The 26,150-nt window shown below is 49.1% G+C and carries 25 protein-coding genes; all 25 read left to right on the top strand.

Annotated features, from left to right (window positions below; translation table 11 throughout):
- Positions 1-87 precede the first annotated feature (87 nt).
- On the top strand, positions 88-543 hold the full coding sequence (rpiB, locus tag HP568_RS00375) for a ribose 5-phosphate isomerase B (protein WP_007725502.1): 456 nt from the start codon (positions 88-90) through the stop codon (positions 541-543).
- Positions 544-1,113 (top strand): TIGR01440 family protein, encoded by a 570-nt coding sequence (locus tag HP568_RS00370; protein WP_048035098.1) that lies wholly within the window; start codon positions 544-546, stop codon positions 1,111-1,113.
- Positions 1,114-1,132: 19 nt separating this feature from the next.
- Positions 1,133-2,383, top strand: coding sequence for a serine hydroxymethyltransferase (locus HP568_RS00365; RefSeq protein WP_048035097.1), 1,251 nt, complete (start codon positions 1,133-1,135; stop codon positions 2,381-2,383).
- Positions 2,384-2,565: 182 nt separating this feature from the next.
- A complete protein-coding gene (gene upp, locus HP568_RS00360; protein ID WP_007725492.1) occupies positions 2,566-3,195 on the top strand; it encodes a uracil phosphoribosyltransferase in 630 nt (209 codons plus the stop codon).
- An 18-nt stretch (positions 3,196-3,213) separates the two neighbouring features.
- Positions 3,214-4,362, top strand: a complete 1,149-nt coding sequence (gene wecB, locus HP568_RS00355; protein ID WP_173628014.1) for a non-hydrolyzing UDP-N-acetylglucosamine 2-epimerase — start codon at positions 3,214-3,216, stop codon at positions 4,360-4,362.
- Between the two features lie 223 nt (positions 4,363-4,585).
- A complete protein-coding gene (locus HP568_RS00350; protein WP_048035095.1) occupies positions 4,586-7,750 on the top strand; it encodes a phosphodiester glycosidase family protein in 3,165 nt (1,054 codons plus the stop codon).
- 420 nt (positions 7,751-8,170) lie between these two features.
- The gene (gene bioA, locus HP568_RS00345) at positions 8,171-9,553 is read left to right on the top strand and encodes an adenosylmethionine--8-amino-7-oxononanoate transaminase (RefSeq protein WP_173628013.1); all 1,383 of its coding nucleotides are present in this window, start codon (positions 8,171-8,173) and stop codon (positions 9,551-9,553) included.
- A 5-nt stretch (positions 9,554-9,558) separates the two neighbouring features.
- Positions 9,559-10,278 (top strand): dethiobiotin synthase, encoded by a 720-nt coding sequence (gene bioD, locus HP568_RS00340; RefSeq protein WP_048035093.1) that lies wholly within the window; start codon positions 9,559-9,561, stop codon positions 10,276-10,278.
- A 20-nt stretch (positions 10,279-10,298) separates the two neighbouring features.
- Complete coding sequence (bioB, locus tag HP568_RS00335) at positions 10,299-11,294, top strand: biotin synthase BioB (RefSeq protein WP_048035092.1); 996 nt, start codon at positions 10,299-10,301, stop codon at positions 11,292-11,294.
- A gap of 15 nt (positions 11,295-11,309) precedes the next feature.
- Positions 11,310-12,509 (top strand): 8-amino-7-oxononanoate synthase, encoded by a 1,200-nt coding sequence (bioF, locus tag HP568_RS00330; protein ID WP_173628011.1) that lies wholly within the window; start codon positions 11,310-11,312, stop codon positions 12,507-12,509.
- Complete coding sequence (locus HP568_RS00325) at positions 12,506-13,243, top strand: alpha/beta fold hydrolase (RefSeq protein WP_173628010.1); 738 nt, start codon at positions 12,506-12,508, stop codon at positions 13,241-13,243. The genes bioF and HP568_RS00325 overlap by 4 nt, the downstream gene beginning before the upstream one ends.
- Positions 13,212-14,030, top strand: a complete 819-nt coding sequence (gene bioC, locus HP568_RS00320; protein WP_173628009.1) for a malonyl-ACP O-methyltransferase BioC — start codon at positions 13,212-13,214, stop codon at positions 14,028-14,030. The genes HP568_RS00325 and bioC overlap by 32 nt, the downstream gene beginning before the upstream one ends.
- Before the next feature lie 99 nt (positions 14,031-14,129).
- Entirely contained in the window at positions 14,130-16,112 is a 1,983-nt protein-coding gene (locus tag HP568_RS00315; RefSeq protein ID WP_173628008.1) for an AraC family transcriptional regulator, read from the top strand.
- Positions 16,113-16,257: 145 nt separating this feature from the next.
- Positions 16,258-17,448, top strand: a complete 1,191-nt coding sequence (locus HP568_RS00310; RefSeq protein ID WP_173628007.1) for an acetyl-CoA C-acetyltransferase — start codon at positions 16,258-16,260, stop codon at positions 17,446-17,448.
- A 165-nt stretch (positions 17,449-17,613) separates the two neighbouring features.
- Positions 17,614-17,787 (top strand): AtpZ/AtpI family protein, encoded by a 174-nt coding sequence (locus tag HP568_RS00305; protein ID WP_307724157.1) that lies wholly within the window; start codon positions 17,614-17,616, stop codon positions 17,785-17,787.
- Between the two features lie 13 nt (positions 17,788-17,800).
- Positions 17,801-18,169, top strand: coding sequence for an ATP synthase subunit I (locus HP568_RS00300; RefSeq protein WP_056486904.1), 369 nt, complete (start codon positions 17,801-17,803; stop codon positions 18,167-18,169).
- Between the two features lie 113 nt (positions 18,170-18,282).
- On the top strand, positions 18,283-19,077 hold the full coding sequence (gene atpB / locus HP568_RS00295) for a F0F1 ATP synthase subunit A (RefSeq protein WP_048035085.1): 795 nt from the start codon (positions 18,283-18,285) through the stop codon (positions 19,075-19,077).
- A gap of 43 nt (positions 19,078-19,120) precedes the next feature.
- Positions 19,121-19,351: a F0F1 ATP synthase subunit C gene (atpE, locus tag HP568_RS00290; RefSeq protein ID WP_017252354.1), complete on the top strand. Its 231-nt coding sequence runs from the start codon at positions 19,121-19,123 to the stop codon at positions 19,349-19,351.
- A gap of 175 nt (positions 19,352-19,526) precedes the next feature.
- Positions 19,527-20,030 (top strand): F0F1 ATP synthase subunit B, encoded by a 504-nt coding sequence (atpF, locus tag HP568_RS00285; RefSeq protein ID WP_048035084.1) that lies wholly within the window; start codon positions 19,527-19,529, stop codon positions 20,028-20,030.
- Entirely contained in the window at positions 20,027-20,554 is a 528-nt protein-coding gene (locus HP568_RS00280; RefSeq protein WP_048035083.1) for a F0F1 ATP synthase subunit delta, read from the top strand. The genes atpF and HP568_RS00280 overlap by 4 nt, the downstream gene beginning before the upstream one ends.
- Positions 20,555-20,597: 43 nt before the next feature.
- On the top strand, positions 20,598-22,109 hold the full coding sequence (atpA, locus tag HP568_RS00275) for a F0F1 ATP synthase subunit alpha (protein WP_048035082.1): 1,512 nt from the start codon (positions 20,598-20,600) through the stop codon (positions 22,107-22,109).
- A 74-nt stretch (positions 22,110-22,183) separates the two neighbouring features.
- Positions 22,184-23,047, top strand: a complete 864-nt coding sequence (atpG, locus tag HP568_RS00270; RefSeq protein ID WP_048035081.1) for an ATP synthase F1 subunit gamma — start codon at positions 22,184-22,186, stop codon at positions 23,045-23,047.
- Positions 23,048-23,095: 48 nt separating this feature from the next.
- The gene (gene atpD / locus HP568_RS00265; RefSeq protein ID WP_007725462.1) at positions 23,096-24,505 is read left to right on the top strand and encodes a F0F1 ATP synthase subunit beta; all 1,410 of its coding nucleotides are present in this window, start codon (positions 23,096-23,098) and stop codon (positions 24,503-24,505) included.
- A 27-nt stretch (positions 24,506-24,532) separates the two neighbouring features.
- Complete coding sequence (locus tag HP568_RS00260) at positions 24,533-24,931, top strand: F0F1 ATP synthase subunit epsilon (protein WP_048035080.1); 399 nt, start codon at positions 24,533-24,535, stop codon at positions 24,929-24,931.
- A 221-nt stretch (positions 24,932-25,152) separates the two neighbouring features.
- Positions 25,153-25,893, top strand: a complete 741-nt coding sequence (locus HP568_RS00255; RefSeq protein ID WP_173628005.1) for a DUF6042 family protein — start codon at positions 25,153-25,155, stop codon at positions 25,891-25,893.
- The last annotated feature ends 257 nt before the right edge of the window (positions 25,894-26,150 follow it).

Below are 26,150 nucleotides of genomic sequence, written 5' to 3'. Positions count from 1 at the left end.
TAGTGCTTTGATAAAAATGTTCACTTTTTACTTATTGTTTTTTGATGTATACTAGACGAAGATTATGAGACAAGCGAGGGATGACAGATGAAAGTAGCACTTGCTGCTGATCACGGTGGATACAAGCTGAAAGAGGAGATCAAGACTCTGCTGGCCTCCATGAACATCCAGACGGAAGACTTCGGCTGCACCTGCGAGGAATCGGTTGATTATCCCGATTATGCTTTGCCAGTAGCGGAAAAGGTGGCAGCGGGGGAGTTTGATCGAGGCATTCTCGTTTGCGGAACAGGTATCGGCATGTCGATCGCAGCCAACAAGGTTCCAGGCATCCGTTGTGCACTTGTGCATGATACGTTTTCTGCACGTGCTACCCGTGAGCATAACAACACCAATGTGTTGGCGATGGGTGAGCGGGTCATTGGACCGGGTCTTGCGCTTGATATCGTGAAAATTTGGTTGGAAACAGAGTTTCAAGGTGGTCGTCACGAGCGCCGTGTGGAAAAGATTTCCCAAATTGAAGCGAAGCATGCGGGAGTGAAGTAAGTGGATTTATCCGCTATCGAAAAACAAATCAGTGACATTGTCGAAGAAGTAGCCGATATGGCAGAGCTGAAAGCTGGACAACTCATGGTGATTGGGTGCAGTACCAGCGAGGTGCTCGGGGAGCATATCGGTAAAGCTGGCAGCCAGGATGTAGCGAAAGCTCTGTATCGAGGGATTCAATCTGTTGTAGAGAAGCGCGGCTTTGCTGTTGCCTTTCAATGTTGTGAACATTTGAACAGGGCTTTGGTCGTCGAGCGCGATGTTGCATTGCGGTACGGACTGGAAGAGGTCTCGGTTGTTCCCGTTCCGACTGCCGGGGGCTCTATGGCTGCGCATGCGTTTACACAGTTCACAGATGCAGCCGTCGTGGAGCATATTCGCGCGCACGCAGGCATTGATATCGGCCATACGCTAATCGGCATGCATCTAAAGCATGTGGCAGTACCGGTGCGTCCGACACAGCGCCTCGTTGGACAAGCCCATGTTACGGCAGCGCGCACACGTCCCAAGCTGATTGGCGGACCGCGTGCCGTGTATGAGAAGACACCACCGAATGAAAGCTGCACGTAAAAGAGGAGGAGAAACTATTATGCTAGATTTTTTGCGTAATCAAGACCCGCAAGTAATGGAAGCCATTCAACTGGAGCTCGGAAGACAACGCGACAAGATTGAGCTGATTGCTTCTGAGAACTTCGTAAGCCGCGCAGTTATGGAAGCAATGGGAACCGTTTTGACGAATAAATACGCAGAAGGATATCCAGGCCGCCGCTATTACGGTGGTTGCGAGTATGTGGATATCGTGGAAAACATCGCGCGCGACCGCGTAAAAGAAATTTTTGGCGCTGAGCATGCAAACGTACAGCCACACTCTGGTGCTCAGGCGAACATGGCTGTATACTTCACGATCCTTCAGCCAGGCGACACCGTACTAGGAATGAATCTGTCCCACGGTGGTCACTTGACACATGGTAGTGCGGTGAACTTCTCCGGTACTCTCTACAATTTCGTTGATTACGGTGTAGACGAAGATACTCACCTGATCAATTATGAAGTTGTTCGTGCAAAAGCGTTGGAGCACAAGCCAAAACTGATCGTTTGTGGTGCGAGTGCCTATCCGCGTACAATTGATTTTGCCAAGTTCCGTGAAATCGCGGATGAAGTGGGCGCGTACTTCATGGTGGACATGGCGCACATCGCTGGTCTGGTTGCGGCAGGTCTGCATCCAAACCCAGTACCGCACGCGCATTTCGTTACTTCTACGACGCACAAGACTCTGCGTGGACCACGTGGCGGTTTGATTTTGTGCAAGGAAGAGTTCGCGAAAGGCATCGACAAATCCGTGTTCCCAGGCGTTCAAGGTGGTCCGTTGATGCACGTGATCGCAGCAAAAGCGGTTGCTTTCGGCGAAAACCTGCAACCAGAGTTCAAGGATTACGCAGCTCGCATCATCAAGAACGCACGTGCGTTTGCTGAAGCGCTGACTGCTGAAGGTCTGACGCTTGTTTCCGGCGGAACGGATAACCACCTCGTTTTGGTTGATGTAAGCAAAATTGGCCTGACAGGTAAAGTAGCTGAGCATCTGTTGGACGAAGTAAGCATTACGACGAACAAAAATACCATTCCTTACGATACACAAAGCCCGTTTGTTACAAGTGGTGTGCGCATGGGTACGCCAGCAGTAACAAGCCGCGGTTTTGATGAGGAAGCAATGAAAGAAGTAGCAGCCATTATTGCTCTGACATTGAAAAACCCAGAGGATGCTGCGAAGCACGAAGAAGCACGCCAACGTGTGGCAGCTTTGTGCCAACGCTTCCCGATGTACGAAGGATTGAATATCTAATCAAGGCAACGAGAAAGCAGACCCAGTGGAAATTTTCCTATACGGGTCTGCTTTTTTTCCACTTATCGGCTGTTGATAGGGGGCAGGTATGCGAAAAAGTACGAAGATTAGGCAAATTGACGGAGCTACTCTCACCAGCTATTATAGAAAGGATGTATTGATAGGGAAACGGAGGAAATGACATGAGCCGTGTATATGTGTTTGACCATCCGCTGATTCAGCATAAAGTTACGTATATTCGTGACAAGAATACAGGGACCAAGGAATTTCGCGAACTGGTAGATGAAGTGACTACTCTGATGGGCTATGAAATTACCCGTGATATGCCGTTGGAGCAAACCACCATCGAAACGCCAGTGGCTACCTGTCAGTCGAATGTAATTGCTGGTAAAAAAGTAGGGTTGGTACCGATTCTGCGTGCGGGCCTTGGTATGGTGGATGGCCTGATGAGGCTGATCCCTGCTGCCAAAGTAGGACACGTAGGTCTTTACCGTGATCCGGAAACCCTTCAGCCTGTTGAGTATTATGTGAAGCTGCCATCCGATGTTGCTGAGCGTGAGTTGATCGTAACTGATCCGATGCTGGCGACTGGTGGCTCTGCTGTAGCCGCTCTTACTGCCTTGAAAAAACGTGGAGCGAAAAACTTGAAACTGATGTGCCTCATCGCTGCTCCAGAAGGCATCAAGCTGGTTCAGGACGAGCATCCTGATGTAGATATTTACGTAGCGGCTGTTGATGAATATTTAAACGACCATGGATACATCGTGCCAGGCTTGGGCGATGCGGGTGACCGCTTGTACGGCACGAAGTAGTCGGAGAGGGAAAAACAGATGAAAACTGTAAAAGTAATGACGGTATTCGGCACACGTCCGGAAGCGATCAAAATGGCGCCACTTGTCCATGAATTGAACAAGTATAGCGAGCAGATTGAATCGGTCGTTTGCGTGACGGCCCAGCATCGTCAAATGCTCGATCAGGTTTTGGACATTTTTGATATTCAACCAGACATTGATTTGAACATCATGAAGGATCGCCAAACGCTGGTGGGTGTGACAACTCGCGCATTGGAGAGCCTGGATGAAACGATGAAGGAAGTAAAACCGGACATTGTCCTCGTACACGGGGATACGACAACCACTTTTGTTGCGAGTCTGGCTGCTTTTTATAATCAAGTTGCGATCGGACACGTGGAAGCGGGCTTGCGTACATGGGACAAGTACTCGCCGTTCCCGGAAGAGATGAACCGCCAGTTGACAGGTGTAATGGCTGACCTGCACTTCTCTCCGACCAATGGATCGGCTGACAATCTTCGTCGCGAAGCAAAGCCGGAAAAGAGTATCTACGTAACAGGAAACACAGCGATTGACGCGCTGAAAACAACAGTTCGCGAGGATTACACGCATCCGGTGCTTGATCGCGTAGCTGGTCAGAAGCTGGTGCTGATGACGGCACACCGCCGCGAAAATTTGGGCGAGCCGATGCGCCGTATTTTCCGTGCAGTTCGAAGACTGGTGGACGAGCATCCTGAGATTGCTGTTGTGTATCCGGTTCACTTGAATCCTGCTGTACAAGAAGTAGCGCAGGAGATTCTCGGAAACCACGATCGCATTTCGTTGATCGAACCATTGGATGCCCTTGATTTCCACAACTTCGCTCGTCGTGCCCATCTCATCCTGACCGATTCTGGCGGGGTGCAGGAGGAAGCGCCGTCTCTTGGCGTACCTGTCCTGGTTCTGCGCGATACGACAGAACGTCCTGAGGGGATTGAAGCAGGCACGTTGAAGCTCGTGGGAACCGACGAAGAGCAAGTGTATGCAATGGCAAAAGAATTGCTGACCAACCAAGTAGCTTATGATGCAATGGCGCACGCTGTTAACCCGTACGGGGATGGCGAGGCTTCCCGTCGTATCGTAGAAGCAATCCTCTATCATTTTGGTTTGCGTGCTGAACAACCAGAGCCTTTCCAACCAGGTCAGTAACATACAGCTAGGAAAACCCGCCAGGTACCGTTCGTCTAAACCGGGCGGGTTTCTTGTTGTAGAGGGATAATCTTGGTTTTGATGACTGATGATTTGGTATGTTTTTCTAATAGAGAATCAAGAGAATTGGCGAAACTATCCATGACCTTTTGCGTCTAATATTTAGTTGCTTGGCTTAGAAGGTAGAAAGACAGAGTTTGGAATACGGAGAGGAGTTACCAACATGAGAGCGCAAAGGATAGTGACGCTGCTCACGGCCACGACAATGGCCTGGGGAGCTTTTGTTCCGTTTGTGCCGTTTGCGACCAATGTCGCACACGCCAGAGCGGAGACCAGTGCATTGAATATGATGTGGCAAACCCCAATTGGTGAGGGGACCACTTTGCAGAAATATACGAAATCATTTGCCAATCAAGTAGTCACGATCATGGTGACCAAGGTGGATTTGAACAATCCTTACGTTGAGGTCAAACCGGTATACGGAACGAAAGGCAAGCTGACAGACAGGCAGACGGTGACACAAATGGCGCGTGAAACAGGAGCCGTAGCAGCGATCAATGCCGACTTTTTTAACATGTCGAAGCGGGGAGCGCCGTTTGGTATTGTCATGAAAGACGATGAACTCATTTCTTCCATGGGCTTGGTCTCCTACTGGTACGCCCTAGGCTTGACCGGAGACAAGATGGCCATCGTCGACAAATTTGGTTTTGGCGGGAAGGTTACTGCTCCTAATGGCGCTACCTATTCGATTCAGGGTGTCAATAAGGAAGAGTACAACCCGAGTGACGGACGAAAAAGTCACCAGAACCAACTGAACGTTTATACCCCTTCCTTTGGCAAAACCAGCTTGGGGACGATATCGGGCTACAAAGATGTCGTCGAGATTCTGTTTGTTGACAACGTAGCCAAGGAAGTTCGTGTGAATCAACCAGGCGTATACATACCTTACAACGGCTATGTCCTTTGGGGACATGGAGCAGCAGGAGCATTTCTCAAACAAAACTTCCCAGTAGGCGCTACTGCGACGGTTGAGTACCAAACGACCCCGCAGACACTCGACTTGAACCATGCGGTGGGTGGCAATGTCATTTTGGTCGATCAAGGGAAAGCATTGTCGTCCTTTCCAGCGGACAAGTCCATCACGAACAAGACGGCGCGCACAGCGGTCGGTGTTTCCCAGGACGGAAAGACCTTGTACATGGTCACGATCGATGCGAGCCAAGGCGTTTATTTGGACGAGCTGGCAAAAATCATGGCGGAGCTCGGCTCTTATCGGGCTGTAAACTTTGACGGTGGTGGCTCTACGACCATGGCAGCACGCATGCTGGGTGAGACACACGCGAATCTGGCGAACAAGCCGAGCGGCGGTGCTGAGCGTCGTGTGCCTACTGGACTGGCCGTATACAACACGGCACCTGCTGGAGAATTGAGAGGCTTCCAAATCGATGTACCGGCAGATGTGCTTATCGGGCAAACCATCTCACTCAGCGCATCCAAAGGATATGATGTGCATTACCAACCGTACGCGATCAATTCAGGTGATGTGAGTTGGGATGCTAGTCAGTCCGAAGCGGGAACCGTAAATGGCAAGCAATTCACACCAGCTCGCTCCGGCAAGATCACATTGACTGCGCGATTGGGCAATGTGACGCAAAATAAAGACATTCAAGTCATTTCCGGCAACGATGTGCAGCAAATTATTGTTTCCCCGAATCCGATCACGATTGCACCGGGACAATCCATTAATCTGGATGTCAAAATCAAAACGAAGAAGGGTTCTACCGTACAAGCGACGCCACTTAGCGTAAAAGCGAGTGTCGATTCTTCTGTAGCGACGATTAACGACAATCTGCAATTGGTAGCAGGTAATGAGCCGGGCAACGGAAACCTGACGATTACGTATGATGGTGTGGCGACAACCGTACCATTTGCCGTTGGACAATTTGAGCAGCCATGGCTCACCTTCGATAATCAGGCTGGCATGTACCATGCGGCAAATCCATCCAGCATCAGTTCTGCTGGTTCGTTCGCGCTCGTTTCCGATCAGACATTCCGCACGAAGAAGGCAGCGAAGCTGGTGTACAACTTCTCTGGAGCACCAGCGAACAACATGCGGATTTCGTACGGCGTTCTGGGGGCAAAACCTGTGACCATCCCTGGCAAACCCCTCGGATTGGGCTTGTGGGTCAATGGTGACAACAGCGGACATTGGCTCCGTGCAGAAGCAGTCGATGCAAACGGCAAGCCGGTCTACGTCGATCTGGCAAAAGAGATCAATTGGACAGGCTGGAAGCAGGTTAAAGGATACTTCCCAAGTAATGTTGCGTATCCATTGCAGTTGAAGAGTGTGTATGTCGTTGACCAAGCCAATGATGGCATTACACACGACAAAGGAACACTGTACTTTGACGAATTCTCGCTCCTCTTGGGCAACCAGTCAGGTCAACCGAGCGATGTAGCGGTTGTTCCTGAACTACCAGGCAGCATGTCCCTCGGGGCGGAGCTCGATCTCCATTATTCCTTTGCAAATACTGCGCCTTACCTGGATAGTGCTCTGATTGATGTGGAGTCGATCGTGACCCAGCCGATGCCAGGATATGTGCCTGCTGATTATTCGTTTACGATTAAGCCGGGCGAACTAAAAGCAGGACAAGAGGACGGGATTTCCACTTCGTCGATTCAGTTGACCTTGGCACCGAAGCAATGGCTCGCTGGAAAAGGCGTTGGACTCTTGTACGTAAACGAAGTGAACAATACTTTGGACCCGCTTCTGGGAACCATGAATGCGCAAGGTCAGTGGGTATATGAAGTCAATAGCTACGGCAAGTACATTCCGTACTACCTGGACAATGCAGGCACGAGCAGTGCTGGTTTTACCGATATCGCGAAGCATCCAGCCAAGGCAGAAATCACCTATATGGCGGAAAAGGGCTACGTGAAGGGTTTGACGGAGACGACGTTCGGGCCAGAGGTTTCTTTGACCAGAGCACAGTTCGTCACCCTTCTCGCACGCACATTTGAATGGGAGCTTCCATCCTCACCAAAGCTGAAATTCAAGGATAAGGTGCCTTCCTATGCGCAAGGTGCCGTACAGGTTGCTGTTTCCAAAGGTCTGGTGAAGGGGTATAACGATAATACTTTCCGTCCCGATCAGCCGGTGACACGTGCAGAGGCTGCAGTCATTCTCGATCGTCTCGTGAATAAAAAGGGAGCGACGAAAAAGCTCTCCGATAAAGGGACATGGCCATCCTGGGCATCTACATCCATCAACAACATGGTCGGACTCGGTTTGATTGATCCAGTTGGAGGAAATTATCAGCCGAATAAACCGACGACGAGAGCAGTGTGTGTCGTAGCGCTTTATCGCATCCTGCATCAAGATAAATAGAATCGGAACATAAAAGGTCAAGCTCCTCTAACGAAGAGGAGCTTGACCTTTTTTTTGTCGGCTTCCTGAGTTTTAGAAGATATCGATGAACTGACAAAGCTGGTGAGAAGAAAAAGCGCAGGGCTCGTAGACCTTGACAACGCCTTCCCAGTCGGAGCTTCCAAAAGGGGACCACGCTTGTCGAACACTTCTTCCTTGAGAAGCTTCCGCCTGTAGGGTGGCTTTGGCTCGACGGTCCCCTTTTGGAAGTGTAGACGGACAGTGAATCCCCCATGCGGGCGTGTCAGAGTCGAAGAGAACTGTGCTTTTTCTTCTCCTCCACTATGTTGACTCAAACCAGAAAGTCTTTTTAATTTTCAAGATCGAAAAAAAGCTTTGCCAAAATGAGTTAACCATTTTAAAATAACGGCTAACAAATATATGTTAACCAAGGTTGTGATTAGGTTGTTAAATAGTTATGCAGAGCTCTCTGCCAAAAACAAGCAATACGTTTGGCATCCCTTCACCCAAATGAAAGACTACGTCGCACAGGAGCCGCTGATTATTGCGAGAGGAGAAGGGATCAGGCTGTTCGATGTGAACGGCAAGGCTTACTACGACGGTTTTTCCTCTGTGTGGTTGAATGTCCATGGCCACAACGTTCCCGAGCTGAATCAGGCGATCACGGAGCAGCTCGACCAGCTTGCCCACTCTACCTTGCTCGGCATGGCAAATGTCCCCTCCATTCTATTAGCGGAAAAGCTGATCAATCTCGCACCAAAAGGATTAAGCAAAGTCTTTTACTCTGACAACGGGGCAACGGCAGTCGAAATCTCACTGAAAATGGCGTTCCAATACTGGCAAAATCGCGGGCAGACTGGAAAGCATTCGTTTATTACGATGAACAATGCCTATCACGGAGATACGATTGGAGCTACCAGTGTGGGGGCCATTCCTCTCTACCATCAGGTCTATAAACCACTGCTCTTTTCTCCACATGTCATTCCATACCCTTACCCATACAGACAAGGCGGCGAAGAAGCAGCCGTTCAGGCCACATTGAGCAGTCTGGAGAGTTTGCTTAAGGAAAGAGCTCATGAGATTGCGGCGATGATCGTGGAGCCTGTCGTGCAGGGAGCAAGCGGCATGATTATCATGCCAGACGGTTGCTTGAAAAAAATCGCGGAGCTGTTGCGCACCCATGATGTATTGCTGATCGCAGACGAAGTAGCGACAGGATTTGGACGTACGGGCAAAATGTTTGCTTGTGAGCATGATGGGGTCGTGCCAGACATTATGGCGGTCGCAAAAGGGCTCACGGGAGGGTATTTGCCTGTTGCGGCTACCTTAGTAACCGAGCAGATTTATGATGCTTTTTTCGCCGACTATGAGGAACAGAAAACCTTTTTCCACGGACATTCGTTCACGGGAAATCCACTTGGCTGTGCAGTTGCTCTCGCCAACCTGCGTCTGATGGAGGAGCGCGGAGTCGTTCAACAAGTAGCACAAAAAGCAACCGATCTGGATCAATTGCTAAGGCAACTTCGCGATCTGCCCCATGTAGGAGATATCCGACAAAAAGGCTTGATGGCGGGAATCGAGCTGGTTCGGGATAAAGAGACCAAGGAGCCTTATCACTGGAATGAGCGGATTGGTGTGCGTGTTTGTCAGGTAGCGAGAGAAAAAGGGCTTCTGACACGACCGTTGGGCAACGTCATCGTTTTTATCCCACCGCTTGTATCTACTACTGAAGAATTGGCTGACATGGTTGGGATTTTGACGGAATCAATTCAGGATGTAACGACAGGTCAAACGGAGGAGTGATTGATATGACTGATCGCCCCTTTTCCGGATTGTTCATCACAGGAACCGATACAGGGGTAGGCAAAACGGTTGTGACTGCCGGAATCGCATCCGTATTGCGTGAGACCGGAGTGGACATAGGAGTTTGGAAGCCAGTCCAGTCAGGAGCACGAGCCAATGACGAGGGCAGTGACGCTATGCACTTGAGATCGTGGAGTGGAGTGCCTGACGCGTGTGAGGAGATAGCCCCGCTCTGTTTTGAGGCACCGCTTACCCCCTTTCTAGCTGCGGAAGCAGAGGGGAAAAGCTTGACCATGGAGGAAGTAATCGCTGGAGGGCGACCCCTGATGGAACGTCATCCGGCACTCCTTGTCGAAGGAGCAGGTGGGCTGATTGTGCCATTGACTCCAACCGAAACGATGGCGGATCTTGCTGCTCGACTGAACCTGCCTATGCTCATCGTGGCGCGGGCTGGTCTCGGCACGATTAACCATACGCTCTTGTCCGTTTGGTATGCACGGGAACTCGGGATCGAGGTTGTAGGTGTCATCCTGAATCAAAGCAACTCAGCCGGCGTCACCGATGAGAGTGTCAAAACAAACGCGAGCATGATTGAGAGCTATGGGGGAGTTCCCGTATGGGGCGTACTTCCATGGATAGACCAACCGTTAGAGCGTCAGCAGTTGACACAGTTGATCAAAGAATGTGTAGACATCGGGCAGTTGTGTCAGTGGAGCCATCAATAATATAAAGGGGAGATGAGAAAATGAAGCAAAGCACCTGTCTGGATTGGAAGGAATACTCTCATAAAGCGATTACCAAAGCAGAGTTTTCACAGGAAGAGGCAATGAAGGTGCTGCAAGCGCCAGATGATGAGCTGCTGCTGGTCATGAACGAAGCTTTTCGCGTCAGAAAGCACTTTTTCGGAAAAAAGGTCAAGCTGAACATGATCATTAACGCCAAAAGCGGCCTTTGCCCCGAGGATTGCGGTTACTGCTCGCAGTCGATTGTTTCGAATGCTCCCGTATCCAAGTACACGATGCTGGACAAGGAGACATTGCTCGCAGGTGCGCGAGAAGCCATGAATCGAAAAGCAGGTACATACTGTATTGTCGCCTCAGGTCGTGGCCCTACGGAAAAAGAGCTGGGTCAGGTCATCGAGGCAGTCAAAGAAATCCGCGAAACGATGCCGCTGAAAATTTGCGCGTGCTTAGGGATACTAAGCGACGAACAAGCAACGCGCCTAAAAGATTCTGGTGTTCACCGCTACAACCATAATCTCAACACGAGTCGCAATCATTACGAAGCGATTACGACAACGCACACGTACGATCAGCGTGTTCAGACAGTTGATACCGTGAAAAGAGCAGGGATGTCGCCCTGCGCAGGCGTGATCATCGGCATGGGGGAGAGCGACGAGGAGATCGTTGAAATGGCATTTGCCTTGCGCAATCTGGACGCAGATTCCATCCCGATCAATTTTTTAAATGCGATTCCCGGAACTCCGTTGGAGGATAAAGGACGCACTCCGGCAATGAAGGCTTTACGTGTTCTTGCCTTGTTCCGATTTATTTGCCCAGATAAAGAAATTCGCGTTGCGGGTGGTCGCGAAGTGAATTTGCGCACCTTGCAGCCCCTTTCCTTGTATGCGGCTAACTCGTTGTTTGTGGGCGACTATTTGACGACGCCCGGGCAGGAAATTACGACAGATCACCAGATGATTGAAGACCTCGGGTTTGAAATCGAACTGTGTGCGCTGTAAGACAGTAGGTCAGTTATGAATAAACGCTACACATGGCTGGAAGAAGAATACGATTCATTGCGGAAACAATCGTTGGCAAGAGAATGGAACACCGTAGAGTCAGCCAGTGATCGCGCAGGCACGTGGATTCAAGTCGAAGGGAAATCATTATTAAACCTGTCATCGAACAACTATTTGGCCTTGGCCCATGATCAACGAATCGTGGAAGCTGGCAAGAAGGCGGCAGAGGAGTGGGGGGCAGGAGGAACTGCCTCTCGTCTCGTCCATGGCAACTACGCGTTATACGACGAGCTGGAACAACAATTGGCGGCGTGGAAAGAGAGAGAAGGGGCTCTTGTCTTTGCAAATGGCTACCAGGCAAATACCGGGGTAATTGCAGCACTTGCCGGAAGAGGCGACGCTGTTTTTAGTGATCGGTTGAATCACGCCAGCATCGTGGATGGGATCGTGCTCAGTCGGGCGGAGCATTTTCGGTACAGACATAATGACATGGAGCATCTGGAATTTTTGCTGAGAAAGCACCAGGATGCAAGACGGAAGTGGATCGTTACGGACAGCATATTCTCCATGGACGGTGATAAAGCTCCCCTTCTTGAATTGGTACAACTGCGAGATCGTTACGATGCCATGCTGATGGTTGACGAAGCCCATGCAGGGGGAGTGCGTGGTGAAGAAGGGCAGGGCTTGTGCCACGAGCTGGGCATTGCCAGACAAGTCGATGTTTTGATGGGAACCTTCAGCAAGGCATTTGGTGTTTATGGAGCATACGTATGCGCAGATGAGATCATCATTCGTTACTTGATGACAAAAGCGCGTTCGCTGGTATATTCCACAGCTCTGCCCCCTGCTGTGATTGGCTCGAATCTGGCGGCGTTGTCTTTGGTACAAACAGAGTCTTGGCGAAGAAGAGCAGTTAGGCAGAATGCGCTCGTGTTTCGCCAGTTGCTTCGCTCACGCGGGTTTACCGTAGACGAAGAAGATACGCCAATCATCCCGCTCACGTTAGGAGAGAATGAATGGACTTTGCAATTTAGCAAAAGGCTTCGGCAACGCGGGATTGCAGCAGTGGCGATTCGACCGCCTACCGTGCCAGCAGGAACCGCGCGTATCCGTTTTACGGTGATGGCTGCCCATACGCGCGAAGAGCTGGAGTGGGCTTGCGAGCAAGTGAGCGAAATCAGGGACGAGCTTCATAAAGGAGGGACGATAACGTGAGAAAAGTGATGCTGTGGCTAACCGGATGGGGAATGCCAGATTGCAGTTGGGATGCTGTTCGCTCACAATTCCCTTCCTATCAGCACATCATTCCTACTTATTCGGACGTCACGGACTCCTTGCAATTTTACGAGAGAGTACGAGAAGAAGTCCGCTCTCTGTCAACGCAGGAGCTGATTGTAGTGGGGTGGTCTATGGGAGGGATGCTCGCAATACGCCTTGCTGCCCAGTACCCGGTTTCAGGACTTGTTTTGATCGGCACCACAGCACGCTTTACCAGTGAACAGAATGAGCTTCACAAAGGGTGGCATCCTGTTGTTTTGCAAAGGATGAAAAGGCAGCTTTCCGTCGCACGCGAGCGAGTGATGGACGCATTTGTTCAACAGATGCTAACACCAGGAGAGCGTGAGAAAACAGGTTTGCACGTGGGGGTGGATAGCCAGAAGTGGAGTACAGCAGCGTTGATTGCGGGCTTGACCTATTTAGAAGAAGAGGATTGCCGCCCGTTCCTGTCTTCGCTGACTACTCCTACTCTCGTCATTCATGGAATGGAGGATGCTATCTGTTCGCTCGCAGCCGGAGAAGAACTGGCGAGTAGCCTTGCAGGTGCCAATTTTGTGCCAATTCCTGAGTGTGGTCATGCCCCGCATGTATTTGTTCCGGAGGTTGTAGGAGATTCGCTAAAGAGGATGGTGGAGCAGCTTGCAGAAGAGGGCAATCAGCAGCCGTTTTAGTGAGAAGGCTGCTTCATACGAAAAATACGCACTCGTGCAAAAGAAGATGGCTGATCATTTGAGTCAAATGGTTACAGAAATGACGAACGAGAACGAGGTGCGAAACATCCTGGAGATTGGCTGTGGGACAGGGGGATTAACCCGCGTCATTCGCAGCCATTTTTCTGATGCCCATTACGAGGCGGTAGAGATTGCGTCAGGTATGCTGGAGCAGGCGAAGAGCAATCTGGAGCAGCATGGCCTAATTTGTTCATTTTCTCAAGCGGATGCCGAAGAATGGGTTTGGGAACAACAGGCGAAGTCAAAGGATTTGGTGGTTTCAGGAGCGTGTTTTCAGTGGTTTGCCAAGCCAGCGCATACGCTAAACGGATTGGGAAGAATCCTGAAGCCCGGAGCACCTTTGGTTTTTTCGACATTTGGACCCGATACGTTTTGGGAGCTACATGATTCGTTTGCGAATGCTCATGCGATTTTGGGGGAAAAGGGAGTACGTCATGGCTTGGAGTTTCTCTCAGCACGTGATTGGCACGAGCTATTGGAACAAGCAGGGTTTACGGATGTAGAGGTGATGAGGAAATATGAACGGCTCACTTACCCGGGTGTACGCGATTTCTTGCATGCCGTGAAAGCCGTGGGCGCCAGTGCAAGTATGGAGCAAGGGAGCGGTCTGGGACACAGAAAACTCCTTGCAGAAATGATTCGTTATTATGAGCAGACGTATAAAAGAGAAACGGGCATCCCTGTCACCTACGAAGTTATTTACGTTCGCGCGGTTTCATCGAGGTAGTGTGCTTTCTATGATTTTTGCTATAGAAATGAGAATGATTATCAAATAGAATGAAAAGAAGAACGATGGGAGGGCTATCAAGGAGTTGAGTGTGGGACAATGAACGTGGATGATCATATTTTTCTATGGAATCAGGCAAGTGTACGATTACATGATGTACGGCATATCCTCATGCGAGCCGGAGAACAACTCAGATCCTATCAATTGCCGGCTAGTGCCTTTCTATTTTCGGTGAGAGGCAGTGGCCTGATTCGTCTTGACGGGAATGTGCATGCGATCAAGAATTGCTATATGGCCCATGCTGGCAAAGGTACATACGTGGATATCGAGGAAATAAAGGATGAGCTGGAATACTATCTGATTTTGTACAAAGCACATTTGCCGTTGCCTTGTCGGCAGGAGCTGTTACGTTTACTGGAGAAAACACAACCTTTTCACATCCAATACGGCTTTACCCCCATGCATCCGGTAAATGTATTTGTCGCAATATCACGTATGAAGCAAGCATGGAATCAGAACGGCAATCTGGACAAGCTACGAGCCAAGGCTCTGCTGTATCAACTCGTATGTGAGCTAATGGCACAGATGCAGTCACAAGGAATCGGGGTAACGGTACCGAATTTGGTCGTTCAGGCCGTCAGATATATCGAGGAGCTTTACGCAGAGAATTTTACTCTCGATGATCTTTCCTCGCTCTTAAACTGTAGCTCCCGATCGCTGCAACGCACCTTTAAAGCCCAGCTAGCAGTCGGCCCTATCGACTATCTGATTCAGGTGCGCATTCAAAAAGCACAGGAACTGCTGCGTCAAACGAATTTGGGATTAAAAGCGATAGCGGAATCAGTAGGTTATTCAGACAGCTATTATTTCAGTCGTAGCTTTAAAAAATATACAGGCTTCTCTCCTTCAATGTATAAGGAAAATCCGCTGACATCGGAAATGCGTCGCCAAAGTCCATCACTCTTGTCGCGATATTCCATTGCTGGTCAAAAGCTGTGGAAATATAATGATCACATTGAAAATGAAAATCACTCGCACTCAAGAGATGGAGGAGCCGTACCGATGTATAAGAGTACAAAAGCGATGCTGGCGCTGAACCTGATGCTGAGCCTTACCTTGCTGTTGGGAGCTTGCTCAGGCGGCGGTACGAACACGAGCAATTCTGGGAGCACTGCAACAGGCGCTTCGAATCAGGTAGCGACGCAGTCGAATACCACGCAATCCGGCGCGAATCAAGAAGTGAAGAAAAGCGAGACGCGTACAATCAAGCACATAAAAGGCGAGCTGACGCTTGATTTTAAACCAGTCAGAATTGCTGTACTGGATACGCAATACGCAGATCAAATGATTGCTCTGGGCGAACTACCAGCAGGTAGTGTCATTACAACGGGTGACGGTACGAAGTTTCCAGAGTATCTCATGGACAAGCTGAGAGATGTTCATGTACTTGGAACAAAGGACGAGCCAAATTCAGAAGCAGTCGTGGCTATGGAGCCTGACTTGATTATTTGCACGGAATTCCAGGACAAAATCTACGATAACTTATCTAAAATCGCTCCAACCATCATGTTTGATCGAAACGAAGACTGGCGTGATACGCTGATTACCTTCGGAAAAATTCTCGAAAAAGAACAAGAAGCTGAGCAGATCGTAAAGGACTACCAAGAAAAAACGAGCAAATTGAAAGCAGAGCTTGCAACCAAGCTCAAGGGTGAGTCCGTCGCACTTATTCGTCCTCGTGACAATGCTATTCGACTGCACACAGTTGAACACCGAACGGCTGCTATCTTATATACCGATTTGGGACTGACTCCTCCCAAGCCAGCGATGGATAAATCCGATACAGCTACGATGATTTCTCTGGAAGTGCTGCCAGAGGTAAATGCCGATCACTTATTTGTTGTAACGGACAAAGCGAATCAAGCATTAACAGACGAGTACAAAAACAGCTCCATTTGGAAAGGGCTAAAAGCAGCCAAGGAAAATAAGGTGTACGAGGTAAACACAACCGTGTGGATCGCCTATTATGGCCCGATTGCCATCAACAATATCGTCGATGAAATTGCAGAGGCACTTCTATAAATCATTCAAACCGTCACTCTCTTCTCTGAGCAGTGACATTTTTTTATGAACAGGAAAAGAAAGCGATTTCCTGGCAGGAATTATCATGAAAAGATGGAATCTTAAGAAGGTTGCCTATCCTGTGTATTCGAGGGGTGTGTGGAAGATGAGTCAAAGAGAAATCGTCATTGCGAGTGCTGTGCGCACTGCTATAGGTAGCTTTCAAGGAACGCTTGCGGGTGTCAGCGCCACAAAGCTGGGCGGAATAGTACTGGAAGCAGCGCTAGAGCGTGCAGGTGTTTCCAAGGATGCAGTCGATGAAGTGATTATGGGGAATGTACTGTCAGCAGGTTTGGGTCAAAACCCGGCGCGTCAGGCTTCTATTCACGCGGGCCTTGCTCATGAAGTTCCCTCTCTGACAATCAACAAAGTTTGTGGTTCAGGTCTAAAAGCCGTTCATTTGGCTGTTCAGTCCATCCTTGCAGGTGAGGCAGAAGTGGTCTTGGCTGGTGGGATGGAAAATATGAGTCAGGCACCATACTTAATGGAAGATGCACGCTCAGGCTACCGTATGGGAGATCAGAAAGTAGTAGACTCCATGATTCGCGACGGGCTGTGGTGTGCTTTCAACGATTACCACATGGGCATTACAGCGGAGAATCTGTGCACCAAATACGAGATCGGACGAGAAGAGCAGGATGAATTTTCAGCTTGGAGCCAGGAAAAGGCTCAGCAAGCGCTCACTAGTGGTCGTTTTCAAGAAGAAATCGTGCCGGTTCCGATTCCGCAGCGCAAAGGTGATCCAGTGCTTTTTGCTGTGGACGAATTCCCGCGTGCTGGTGTGACAGCCGAAGCGCTAGGCAAGCTGAAGCCTGCATTTAAAAAGGATGGAACCGTGACAGCCGGGAATGCATCCGGCATCAACGATGGAGCAGCCGCTCTCTTAATTATGACACGCGAGAAGGCAGAAGAGCTGGGGGTGAAGCCTCTCGCCCGTATCGTGGCCAATGCGAGTGCAGGTGTTGATCCGAGCATCATGGGGTACGGTCCTGTTCCTGCGACCAAGCGCGTACTGGAAAAAGTGGGCCTGTCGATCGCTGACATCGATTTGATCGAAGCAAACGAAGCTTTTGCCGTCCAATCGCTGTCTGTTGGCAAAGCGTTGGGCTTTGATCGCGAGAAGCTGAATGTCAACGGCGGAGCCATCGCGTTGGGACATCCAATCGGTGCGAGTGGCGCGAGAATCTTGGTCACGCTCGTGCATGAATTGCAAAAGCGTGAAGGGGTAAAATATGGGTTAGCGACTCTTTGCATTGGTGGGGGACAAGGCGTTTCCACAATTGTCGAGAAAATTTAATTTTTAAATTGTGAACGCTTTGTGTACACAGAAACGCTTGCGTTGACAAAGGGAATAAATCTTCGTTAATATGGATGAGGGCATTTGGAAATTGTGTGCCCTCTCCTTATGTGAAAGGAGAAGGATAAACTGGCGAAACTTGACAATCCATGGCGAGCACTTGGTTTGGTCAGCGTACTTGGTCTTGACTTTGCCATTTGTGTGGTTGCCGGTTTTATGATCGGCAGATACGCGGATCGCCTACTAGCGACTGATCCTTGGTTCTTGCTTATCGGCTTGATTACAGGGATTGCGGTTGGTGTATACACTGTCTATCGACTCATTCGCCCGTATCTGTAGGGGGTGACGAACGATGGAAGCGTTTGCTTTAGCGATGCGAAAGACTTTTCGCTATTCTTTATGGTGCATGGCATTGTTTGTGATGCTGATGGTTGTATTGCCTGAACACAAGGTATTCTTGCAGAGTTTGTTGCTTGGAACAGTGACAGGAATCATTAATACCAGCGTTCTCGCAAGCAAGGTCTGGGTTGTTGGGCAAATGGCAGATGACCCTAATGTCAGACCAAAAGGAACGGGCACGATGCTTCGGTTCATGATTGCCGGGCTAGCCGCCTATGCTACCTTTCTTTTCCCTCATATCTTCACATTATCAGGGGTTCTACTTGGGTTGTTTTTGATCCAAGGGATCAGTTATCTACTCGTATTCCGCAATTCAAAATAGATTTGTTACAGCATTTCCTTTTAATGAAATGATTTTTACCAGAGAGCGTTCGATAGCAATGTGTAGACAGAGTTTCGGACAACCTCTATCTATCAATGGAAAGGGGTGAAAAGATGGGTCATCATTATACGTTACGGTTTCAGTTAGGCGGCATGGTATTTGACATCGCTACGATTCTCATGATGGTTCTTACCGCACTGCTTGTGTTTATCTTCCTGTTTGTAATGACACGAAAGCTGGAAACAGGAGTACCTGGTGCTAAGCAAAATGCAGTTGAGTGGATTTTTGACTTTGTCAAGAATGTTACTGCAGGATACATGGATCACAAGAAAGTCATGATGATGATGACGCTTGGTATTACGTTGTTTCTCTACATCTTCATTGGGAACCAGCTAGGTGTTATCGCCAACGTCACCACAGTGCACAAAGGTGAAATCAGCGAAAGTGTTATGAAGATGCTGACGATTGCTCCTACGCCGGAAGCCGAAGCGAAGAAGCGCGAAACCGTTGAGCACGAGCTGGCTGATAAAGGAGCTCATGTAATCTGGTGGAAGTCTCCAACTGCTACACCGAGTGTAACATTTGGTTTGGCATTGGTAGTGTTGCTCTACTCCCACTACCTCGGTATTAAGAAAAGTCCAGGTGGTTGGTTTAAGCACGTATTCCTCAACCCGATCCACATTCTTGAGGAGTTTATCATTAAACCGTTGACGCTTCCTCTGCGTTTGTTCGGTAACCTCTTTGCAAAAGAGATCATGATTGCCTTCCTGTTGAGTGGGGGAGTTTTGGCCGCGGCACCATTGTTTATCTGGCTCGGCTACTCCGTCTTCGTAGGTGCAATTCAGGCGTTCATTTTCTTGACTCTTTCTATGGTTTACATTTCACAACTTGTGAATGATGAACACTAAAATCTAGTTTTTGTTTACAACAATTTAGGGAGGTATTTTTAACATGGAAGTTATGGGTGTAGCTATTGCTATGGGTCTTATTTTCGGTTTGGCAGCACTTGGTGGTGCTTTTGGTGCAAGTAACGTAATCTCTAAAACAATTGAAGGTGTTGCTCGTCAACCTGAAGCTCGTGGTAACCTGATGGGTATCATGTTCCTCGGTATGGGTCTCGTAGAGGCGATTCCAATTATCGCTGTAGCTGTAGGCTTCATCTTGATGGGTCGTCTGGGCTAAGCGAACAGTTGAACAGTATTAAATAGGCGGAGGGTCACCTTCGCCTATCTTTTAGTAGGGAAAAATCAGGCTTCGGCCACAAGCTTGGCGTGGAAGTCTTCTAGTAATAATTCTGGTAAGTACGCAAAGAACTTATTGCAGAATCTTTCGTTTGTCAGGAAGGAGTGAACTAAAAATGGTTGAGTTTGGAGCCGTATCCCTGGAATGGGGCACATTACTACTCCAGGTGATTATTTTCATTTTGCTGTTGATCGTTGTTTCCAAATATGCAACAGGACCGATTGCGAGCGTATTGGAAAAGCGCCGTGCTCATGTTGAGAACGAGCTCGCCACTGCGGAACGTAACCACAAGGAATCCGAAAAGCTTTTGGCTGAACAACGCCGCCTTTTGGATGAAGCTCGCGCTGAATCTAAAGCGATCATCGACCGTGCTGCAAAGCAAGCGTCTGATGAAGCAAGCAAAATCGTTGCTGAAGCACAAGCAGTTTCTGAGCGTATGAAGGCAGAGGCAAGTGCTGAACTGGCTCGTGAAGTAGAAAAAGCAAAACTCGAACTGCGTGAGCAAATGACTGGTCTTTCCGTGCTCTTGGCTTCCAAGATCATTGAGAAAGAACTGGACGAAGCAGCTCAAAAGTCTACTGTTGACAAATTTCTCGCACAAGTGGGAGATCGCCTATGAGTAGCGCAGTAGGAAAACGTTATGCTCGCGCTCTCTTTGAAGTAGCGAGTGAGCGTAGCAAGATTGATCAGGTAGAAGCAGACCTGGGTGCGATCGTGGAAGCGGTTGAAGGCAGTGAAGATCTGAAAAAGATCATGCTGCACCCGCACATCGCAGCAGATGCGAAAAGCCAGCTCGCTGACGAATTGTTCAAAAGCCATGTAGGGGAAGAAACCTTTAATTTTCTGAACGTCCTGATTGAGAACGGACGCGAAGTTGATCTGGTTGATATCTACCGTTCTTTTGTACAATTGGCGAACGAAGCTCGTGGATTCGCAGATGCGATTGTGACAAGTGCAAAGCCACTTTCTACTGAAGAGCAAAATGAGCTGGCTGAGAAGTTCGGCCAAACGCTGAACAAAAAGCTGCGTATGACAGCAGTCGTAGATCCAGCGATTCTCGGCGGCATTATTATCAAAATTGGCGACCGTCTGTATGATGGCAGCCTGAAAACGAAGTTGGAAACCTTTGCGCAAAAGGCGTAAAGTTCGATGGCTTTTAAGAAGTTGGATGAATGGGGTGAATTAAGTGAGTGCAATCAGACCAGAAGAGATTAGCTCCCTCATTAAAGAGCGGATCGCTAACTTTAAATCTGAAATCGAAGTTGTGGATGTAGGCACAGTCATCCAAGTAGGTGACGGTATTGCTCGTGTTCACGGTTTGGAAAAGGCCATGCAAGGGGAGCTTCTCGAGTTCCAAAATGGCGTAATGGGTATGGTACTCAACTTGGAAGAAGATAACGTGGGTGTCGTTATTATGGGACCTTTCCGCGACATTAAGGAAGGCGATACTGTAAAACGTACCGGCCGCGTTATGGAAGTTCCAGTAGGGGAAGCGCTGCTCGGCCGCGTTGTAAACCCACTGGGTCAACCAATCGATGGTCAAGGCCCTATCGCAAACAACGGTTTCCGTCCAATCGAGAGCCCAGCTCCTGGCGTAATGGCACGTAAATCCGTACATGAGCCACTCCAAACAGGTATCAAAGCGATTGACGCGATGATCCCAGTTGGTCGTGGACAGCGTGAGTTGATCATTGGTGACCGCCAAACTGGTAAAACAGCAGTGGCGCTCGACACGATCATCAACCAAAAAGGTAAAGACATGATTTGTATCTACGTTGCAATCGGTCAAAAGCAATCCACCGTTGCTAACATCGTAGAAACTCTGCGTAAAGCAGGGGCTCTGGAATACACAATCATCGTTTCTGCTACTGCGTCTGACCCAGCTCCAATGTTGTACCTGGCTCCATATACAGGTGTAACAATGGGTGAGTATTTCATGTACAAAGGCGGACACGTTCTGTGCGTATACGATGACCTCTCCAAGCAGGCTGCTGCATACCGCGAAATGTCCCTCTTGCTCCGTCGTCCTCCAGGTCGCGAAGCATATCCTGGTGACGTATTCTACTTGCACTCCCGTTTGCTGGAGCGCGCTGCGAAACTGTCTGATGATCTGGGCGCTGGTTCTATTACAGCTCTGCCATTCATCGAAACCCAAGCGGGTGACATTTCCGCGTACATTCCAACCAACGTGATCTCCATCACGGACGGTCAGATCTTCCTGGAGACAGACTTGTTCAACGCAGGTCAACGTCCAGCGGTTAACACCGGTCTTTCCGTATCCCGTGTAGGTGGTTCCGCGCAAATCAAGGCGATGAAAAAGGTAGCAGGTCCACTCAAGCTCGAGTTGGCTCAATACCGTGAGTTGGCTGCGTTTGCTCAGTTCGGTTCCGACCTGGACAAAGCGACCCAAGCTCGTCTGACCCGTGGTGAGCGCTTGATGGAAATCATGAAACAAGGTCAGTTCGATCCAATGCCTGTTGAGAAGCAAGTTGCTTCTATCTATAGCGCTACAAGAGGTTTCCTGGATGATATTCCAGTAGCAGAAGTGCGCCGTTTTGAGAAAGAGATGTTGTCTTTCTTGGATTCCAACAAACCGCAACTGTTGGAGCACATCCGCACAACGAAAGACCTTCCAGATGAAAAAGAATTCAACGCAGCGATCGAAGAGTTCAAAAAAGGCTTTTCGGTAACTCGCTAATCGTTAACCTGATAGACATCAGATGCATGCCGGGCTAGTTGCCCGTGCATGCGTCCTCAAGGTGGTGAAAACGAGTGGCTAAAGGAATACGTGAGATTCGACGCAGTATCAAAAGTAAAAAAGATATGCGCCAAATCACGAAAGCGATGAAAATGGTGGCGGCTGCAAAGCTTCGCCGTAACCAGGATAAAGCTGAGGCGGCACGCCCGTATGCTGACAAGATCCAAGAAGTGATCGCAAGCATCGCGAGTGGGAACTCTGGTTCCAAACATCCAATGTTGCAAAATCGTCCAGTGAAAAAGACTGGTTATATTGTCATCACTTCCGACCGTGGACTTGCTGGGGGCTACAATGCCAACATTCTCCGTAAAGTGGTAACTACCATTAACGAGAAGCACAAGTCCAAGGATGAGTATGGTATTTTTGTGATTGGCCGCAAAGGTCGTGACTTCTTTAGCAAACGGAACTACCCGCTTTTGGAGGAAGTTACAGGTCTGCCAGTCAGCCCAGCCTTTGCTGATATCAAGAAAATTGCCGGTGCAGCAGTCCAAATGTTCGAGAATGAGCAGATTGACGAACTGTACCTGTGCTACAACAAGTTCCAAAGTGCAATTTCGCAAATACCTACCGTAAAACAATTGCTGCCACTGGAAGCTCCCGAGAGCAACAATGCACGCGAATTGAATTACGAGTATGAGCCGTCCTCGGAAGAAGTATTGGCGGACCTGTTGCCGAAATATGCGGAAACACTGGTTTACAGTGCACTCCTCGAAGCAAAAGCTTCCGAAGAAGGTTCCCGTATGACTGCAATGGGCAACGCGACAGACAATGCTACGGATATGATCAACCGTTTAACGTTGAGCTACAACCGTGCTCGTCAGGCAGCCATTACACAAGAGATTTCCGAGATCGTTGCAGGTGCAAACGCACAGGCTTAGTGGCAGCGAATAGCTCCCAATTTAGCTTTACAGGAGGGAAGAAGTAAGATGGCGAATGGACGCGTGGTTCAGGTAATGGGTCCGGTTGTTGACGTCGAGTTCGACCGCGGACACCTGCCTGCCATTTACAATGCGATCAAGATTCAACATAAAGCACAAAGCGCTGGTGAGCGCGACATCAACTTGACTGTTGAGGTTGCTACTCATTTGGGCGATAACTTGGTTCGTACCGTTGCAATGTCTTCCACTGACGGTTTGGTTCGTGGCATGGAAGCAGTTGATACCGGTGCAGCTATCTCCGTTCCAGTGGGTGCAATCACCCTCGGACGCGTATTTAACGTATTGGGTGAGCCGATCGACCTGCAAGAACTTGGTCAAGTAGATCGTCGTGATCCAATTCACCGTAAAGCTCCTGAGTTCGTAGACCAAGCAACGACTGTTGAGATCCTGGAAACAGGTATCAAAGTTATTGACCTCTTGGCTCCGTACATCAAGGGTGGTAAGATCGGTCTGTTTGGTGGTGCGGGTGTAGGTAAAACCGTTACTATTCAAGAGCTGATCAACAACATCGCGCAAGAGCACGGTGGTATTTCCGTATTCGCTGGTGTAGGTGAGCGTACCCGTGAAGGTAACGACCTGTACCACGAGATGAAAGACGCAGGCGTACTGCCGAAAACCGCGATGGTATTCGGTCAGATGAACGAACCGCCTGGTGCACGTCTTCGTGTAGCGTTGACTGGTCTGACTATGGCGGAATACTTCCGTGATGAAGAAGGCCGCGACGTTCTTCTCTTTGTTGATAACATCTTCCGCTTTACTCAAGCGGGTTCCGAAGTTTCTGCTCTCTTGGGCCGTATGCCATCTGCGGTAGGTTACCAGCCAACACTGGCTACCGAAATGGGTCAGTTGCAAGAGCGTATTACTTCCACGAAAAAAGGTTCCGTAACGTCCATTCAAGCGATCTACGTACCAGCGGATGACTACACTGACCCGGCTCCTGCTACTACGTTTGCTCACTTGGACGCTACAACAAACCTGGAGCGTTCCATCGCTGAGTTGGGTATCTTCCCTGCGGTAGACCCACTCGCATCCACTTCCCGTGCTCTGGCTCCTGATGTAGTAGGACAAGAACACTATGATGTGGCTCGTAGCGTTCAAAAAATCCTGCAACGTTACAAAGAACTGCAAGATATCATCGCGATTCTCGGTATGGACGAGTTGAGCGACGACGACAAGCAAGTAGTTGGACGCGCACGCCGCATTCAACGTTTCTTGTCCCAGTCCTTCCACGTTGCCGAGCAGTTCACTGGTAACCCAGGCCAATACGTTCCATTGAAAGAAACCGTTCGCAGCTTCAAGGAAATCCTCGAAGGTAAGCATGACCACCTGCCAGAGGGCGCGTTCCTGTACGTAGGTACAATTGAAGAAGCGGTAGAAAAAGCGAAGAAAATGGCGTAAGACACCCTGGAAAGGGGAGACGAGTAAGTGAGTAAGATGACAGTTGAAGTCGTAACTCCTGAACGGGTTGTCTACAGCGGTCAGGCTGAAATGGTGATTGCTCGCGGCTTGCAAGGGGAAATCGGTATTATGCCGAACCACGTGCCGTTGGTAACCCCGCTGAAAACAGCGCCAGTTCGGATTAAGACAGAAGGCGATAAAGAAGTAAAGATGGCTGTAAGCGGCGGCTTCATGGAAGTGCGCGGCGATAAAGTGACCATCCTTGCTGAAACGGCTGAATTGCCGGGAGACATCGATGTTGAACGCGCGAAGGCAGCGAAAGAGCGTGCTGAAAAGCGTTTGACTGAGAAATATGCCGAGCTCGACGTCAAGCGTGCAGAACGCGCGCTGCAACGTGCGATGGCACGTCTCGACGTAGCGAAGTAAAGCGTAAGCTTGATATCCCCGCGCCCATGTGGCTGCGGGGATTTTTCGGTTATATGGAGATGAATGATGAGCCATGGAAATCGGGCATGATATTTCCAGTTGGTAATTGCCTAATGTTTCTGTGTATAATAGACCTAATGCCCTGCCGACGAGCTACGTTAGCATGAAAAACAGCGGGAAAAAGCGGCATTGGCTATTGGGATTAAAGGAGAGTGTAATTGATGCAAACCGTTCGCGATATCCGCCACAATCAAGATGGCGTAGTGATTCCTAGCAGCTTTAAGGCTAATGGCTGGACAAGCGTGCTATCTCATGAAATGAATGTTCTCTTCCAGGCAATGTGTTTTGTAGTAACCAAGCATGAGACAAAAGAAGAAATGAGAAAAGCTTTGGACGAGTTCGATGCATTGAAAGGCACATTCACCGAGCCTGTTCAAGAAGGCTTTAAGTCTGAAGAGGATTTCAAAGGCTACGTGAACCTCTTGAACAGATTCAAAGCGTTCATGAGCCGTTCTGATTATGCATATCCGACATCTCTTGACGATACGATCGAGCTTTTCGTGAAGTGGGGTCTGGTAATCGATAATGGAGATGCTTGGGATGTACCGGTTTATCCATTCCCAGATGCATCTGAGTTGTTCAAGTTGAGCGAAGCAGAATCTCTTGCATTGGCTCATGTTAAACTGGAAGCATTGGTTCATCCGATTTTTAGCCGCCTCGTGATGAAGCTGCACGAGCAGGAAGAAAATACGTTCAGCATGTCCAAAGCAGAAATGAAGCAATTGCTGAACACCAATGACCAGATGCTGGCAGAGGTTCTGATCAAGCTGACTCCATATATGGAAGAGGCAATTGAAAATATGCTGGAGATCCCAGAAGACGAGAAGATGAACTTCACAATTGTATGGGAGCGTATTTACGAGGACTTCCTCGGACAGCAATTTTCAAACAACGTTCAATAATGAAGAGAATATAAGAGCCAGACAGGCATATTCGTTTGGTCATCATACTATGCTGGAAAAACTCAGGGAGAAATCTCTGAGTTTTTTCCCTTTATATGGCACAAAAGGAAGGCTTTCGTTAGACACCCTATTGGCAATTTGCTATAATGATAAAGGTATTTTTTTCTAGCAGTATCAATTAGCGACAGCGTTCATACCTACACCTTTGATGCTGCGAGCAGTACCCTTTTGAGGGAGTCTCGACTTCTTCTGGAGGA

Origin of the sequence: Brevibacillus sp. MS2.2 (assembly GCF_013284345.1) — a bacterium.
GTDB classification, from domain to species: Bacteria; Bacillota; Bacilli; order Brevibacillales; family Brevibacillaceae; genus Brevibacillus; species Brevibacillus brevis_C.
Note: the sequence above shows the minus strand (reverse complement) of the source record. Positions and strands in the feature narration are given on the sequence as shown.

Bases quoted from the DNA above. Each gene is read 5' to 3' on its own strand.
- rpiB (WP_007725502.1), top strand. From the start codon at position 88: ATGAAAGTAGCACTTGCTGCTGATCACGGTGGATACAAGCTGAAAGAG.
- HP568_RS00365 (WP_048035097.1), top strand. From the start codon at position 1,133: ATGCTAGATTTTTTGCGTAATCAAGACCCGCAAGTAATGGAAGCCATT.
- upp (WP_007725492.1), top strand. From the start codon at position 2,566: ATGAGCCGTGTATATGTGTTTGACCATCCGCTGATTCAGCATAAAGTT.
- wecB (WP_173628014.1), top strand. From the start codon at position 3,214: ATGAAAACTGTAAAAGTAATGACGGTATTCGGCACACGTCCGGAAGCG.
- HP568_RS00350 (WP_048035095.1), top strand. From the start codon at position 4,586: ATGAGAGCGCAAAGGATAGTGACGCTGCTCACGGCCACGACAATGGCC.
- bioA (WP_173628013.1), top strand. From the start codon at position 8,171: ATGTTAACCAAGGTTGTGATTAGGTTGTTAAATAGTTATGCAGAGCTC.
- bioD (WP_048035093.1), top strand. From the start codon at position 9,559: ATGACTGATCGCCCCTTTTCCGGATTGTTCATCACAGGAACCGATACA.
- bioB (WP_048035092.1), top strand. From the start codon at position 10,299: ATGAAGCAAAGCACCTGTCTGGATTGGAAGGAATACTCTCATAAAGCG.
- bioF (WP_173628011.1), top strand. From the start codon at position 11,310: ATGAATAAACGCTACACATGGCTGGAAGAAGAATACGATTCATTGCGG.
- HP568_RS00315 (WP_173628008.1), top strand. From the start codon at position 14,130: ATGAACGTGGATGATCATATTTTTCTATGGAATCAGGCAAGTGTACGA.
- HP568_RS00310 (WP_173628007.1), top strand. From the start codon at position 16,258: ATGAGTCAAAGAGAAATCGTCATTGCGAGTGCTGTGCGCACTGCTATA.
- HP568_RS00300 (WP_056486904.1), top strand. From the start codon at position 17,801: ATGGAAGCGTTTGCTTTAGCGATGCGAAAGACTTTTCGCTATTCTTTA.
- atpB (WP_048035085.1), top strand. From the start codon at position 18,283: ATGGGTCATCATTATACGTTACGGTTTCAGTTAGGCGGCATGGTATTT.
- atpE (WP_017252354.1), top strand. From the start codon at position 19,121: ATGGAAGTTATGGGTGTAGCTATTGCTATGGGTCTTATTTTCGGTTTG.
- atpF (WP_048035084.1), top strand. From the start codon at position 19,527: ATGGTTGAGTTTGGAGCCGTATCCCTGGAATGGGGCACATTACTACTC.
- HP568_RS00280 (WP_048035083.1), top strand. From the start codon at position 20,027: ATGAGTAGCGCAGTAGGAAAACGTTATGCTCGCGCTCTCTTTGAAGTA.
- atpD (WP_007725462.1), top strand. From the start codon at position 23,096: ATGGCGAATGGACGCGTGGTTCAGGTAATGGGTCCGGTTGTTGACGTC.
- HP568_RS00255 (WP_173628005.1), top strand. From the start codon at position 25,153: ATGCAAACCGTTCGCGATATCCGCCACAATCAAGATGGCGTAGTGATT.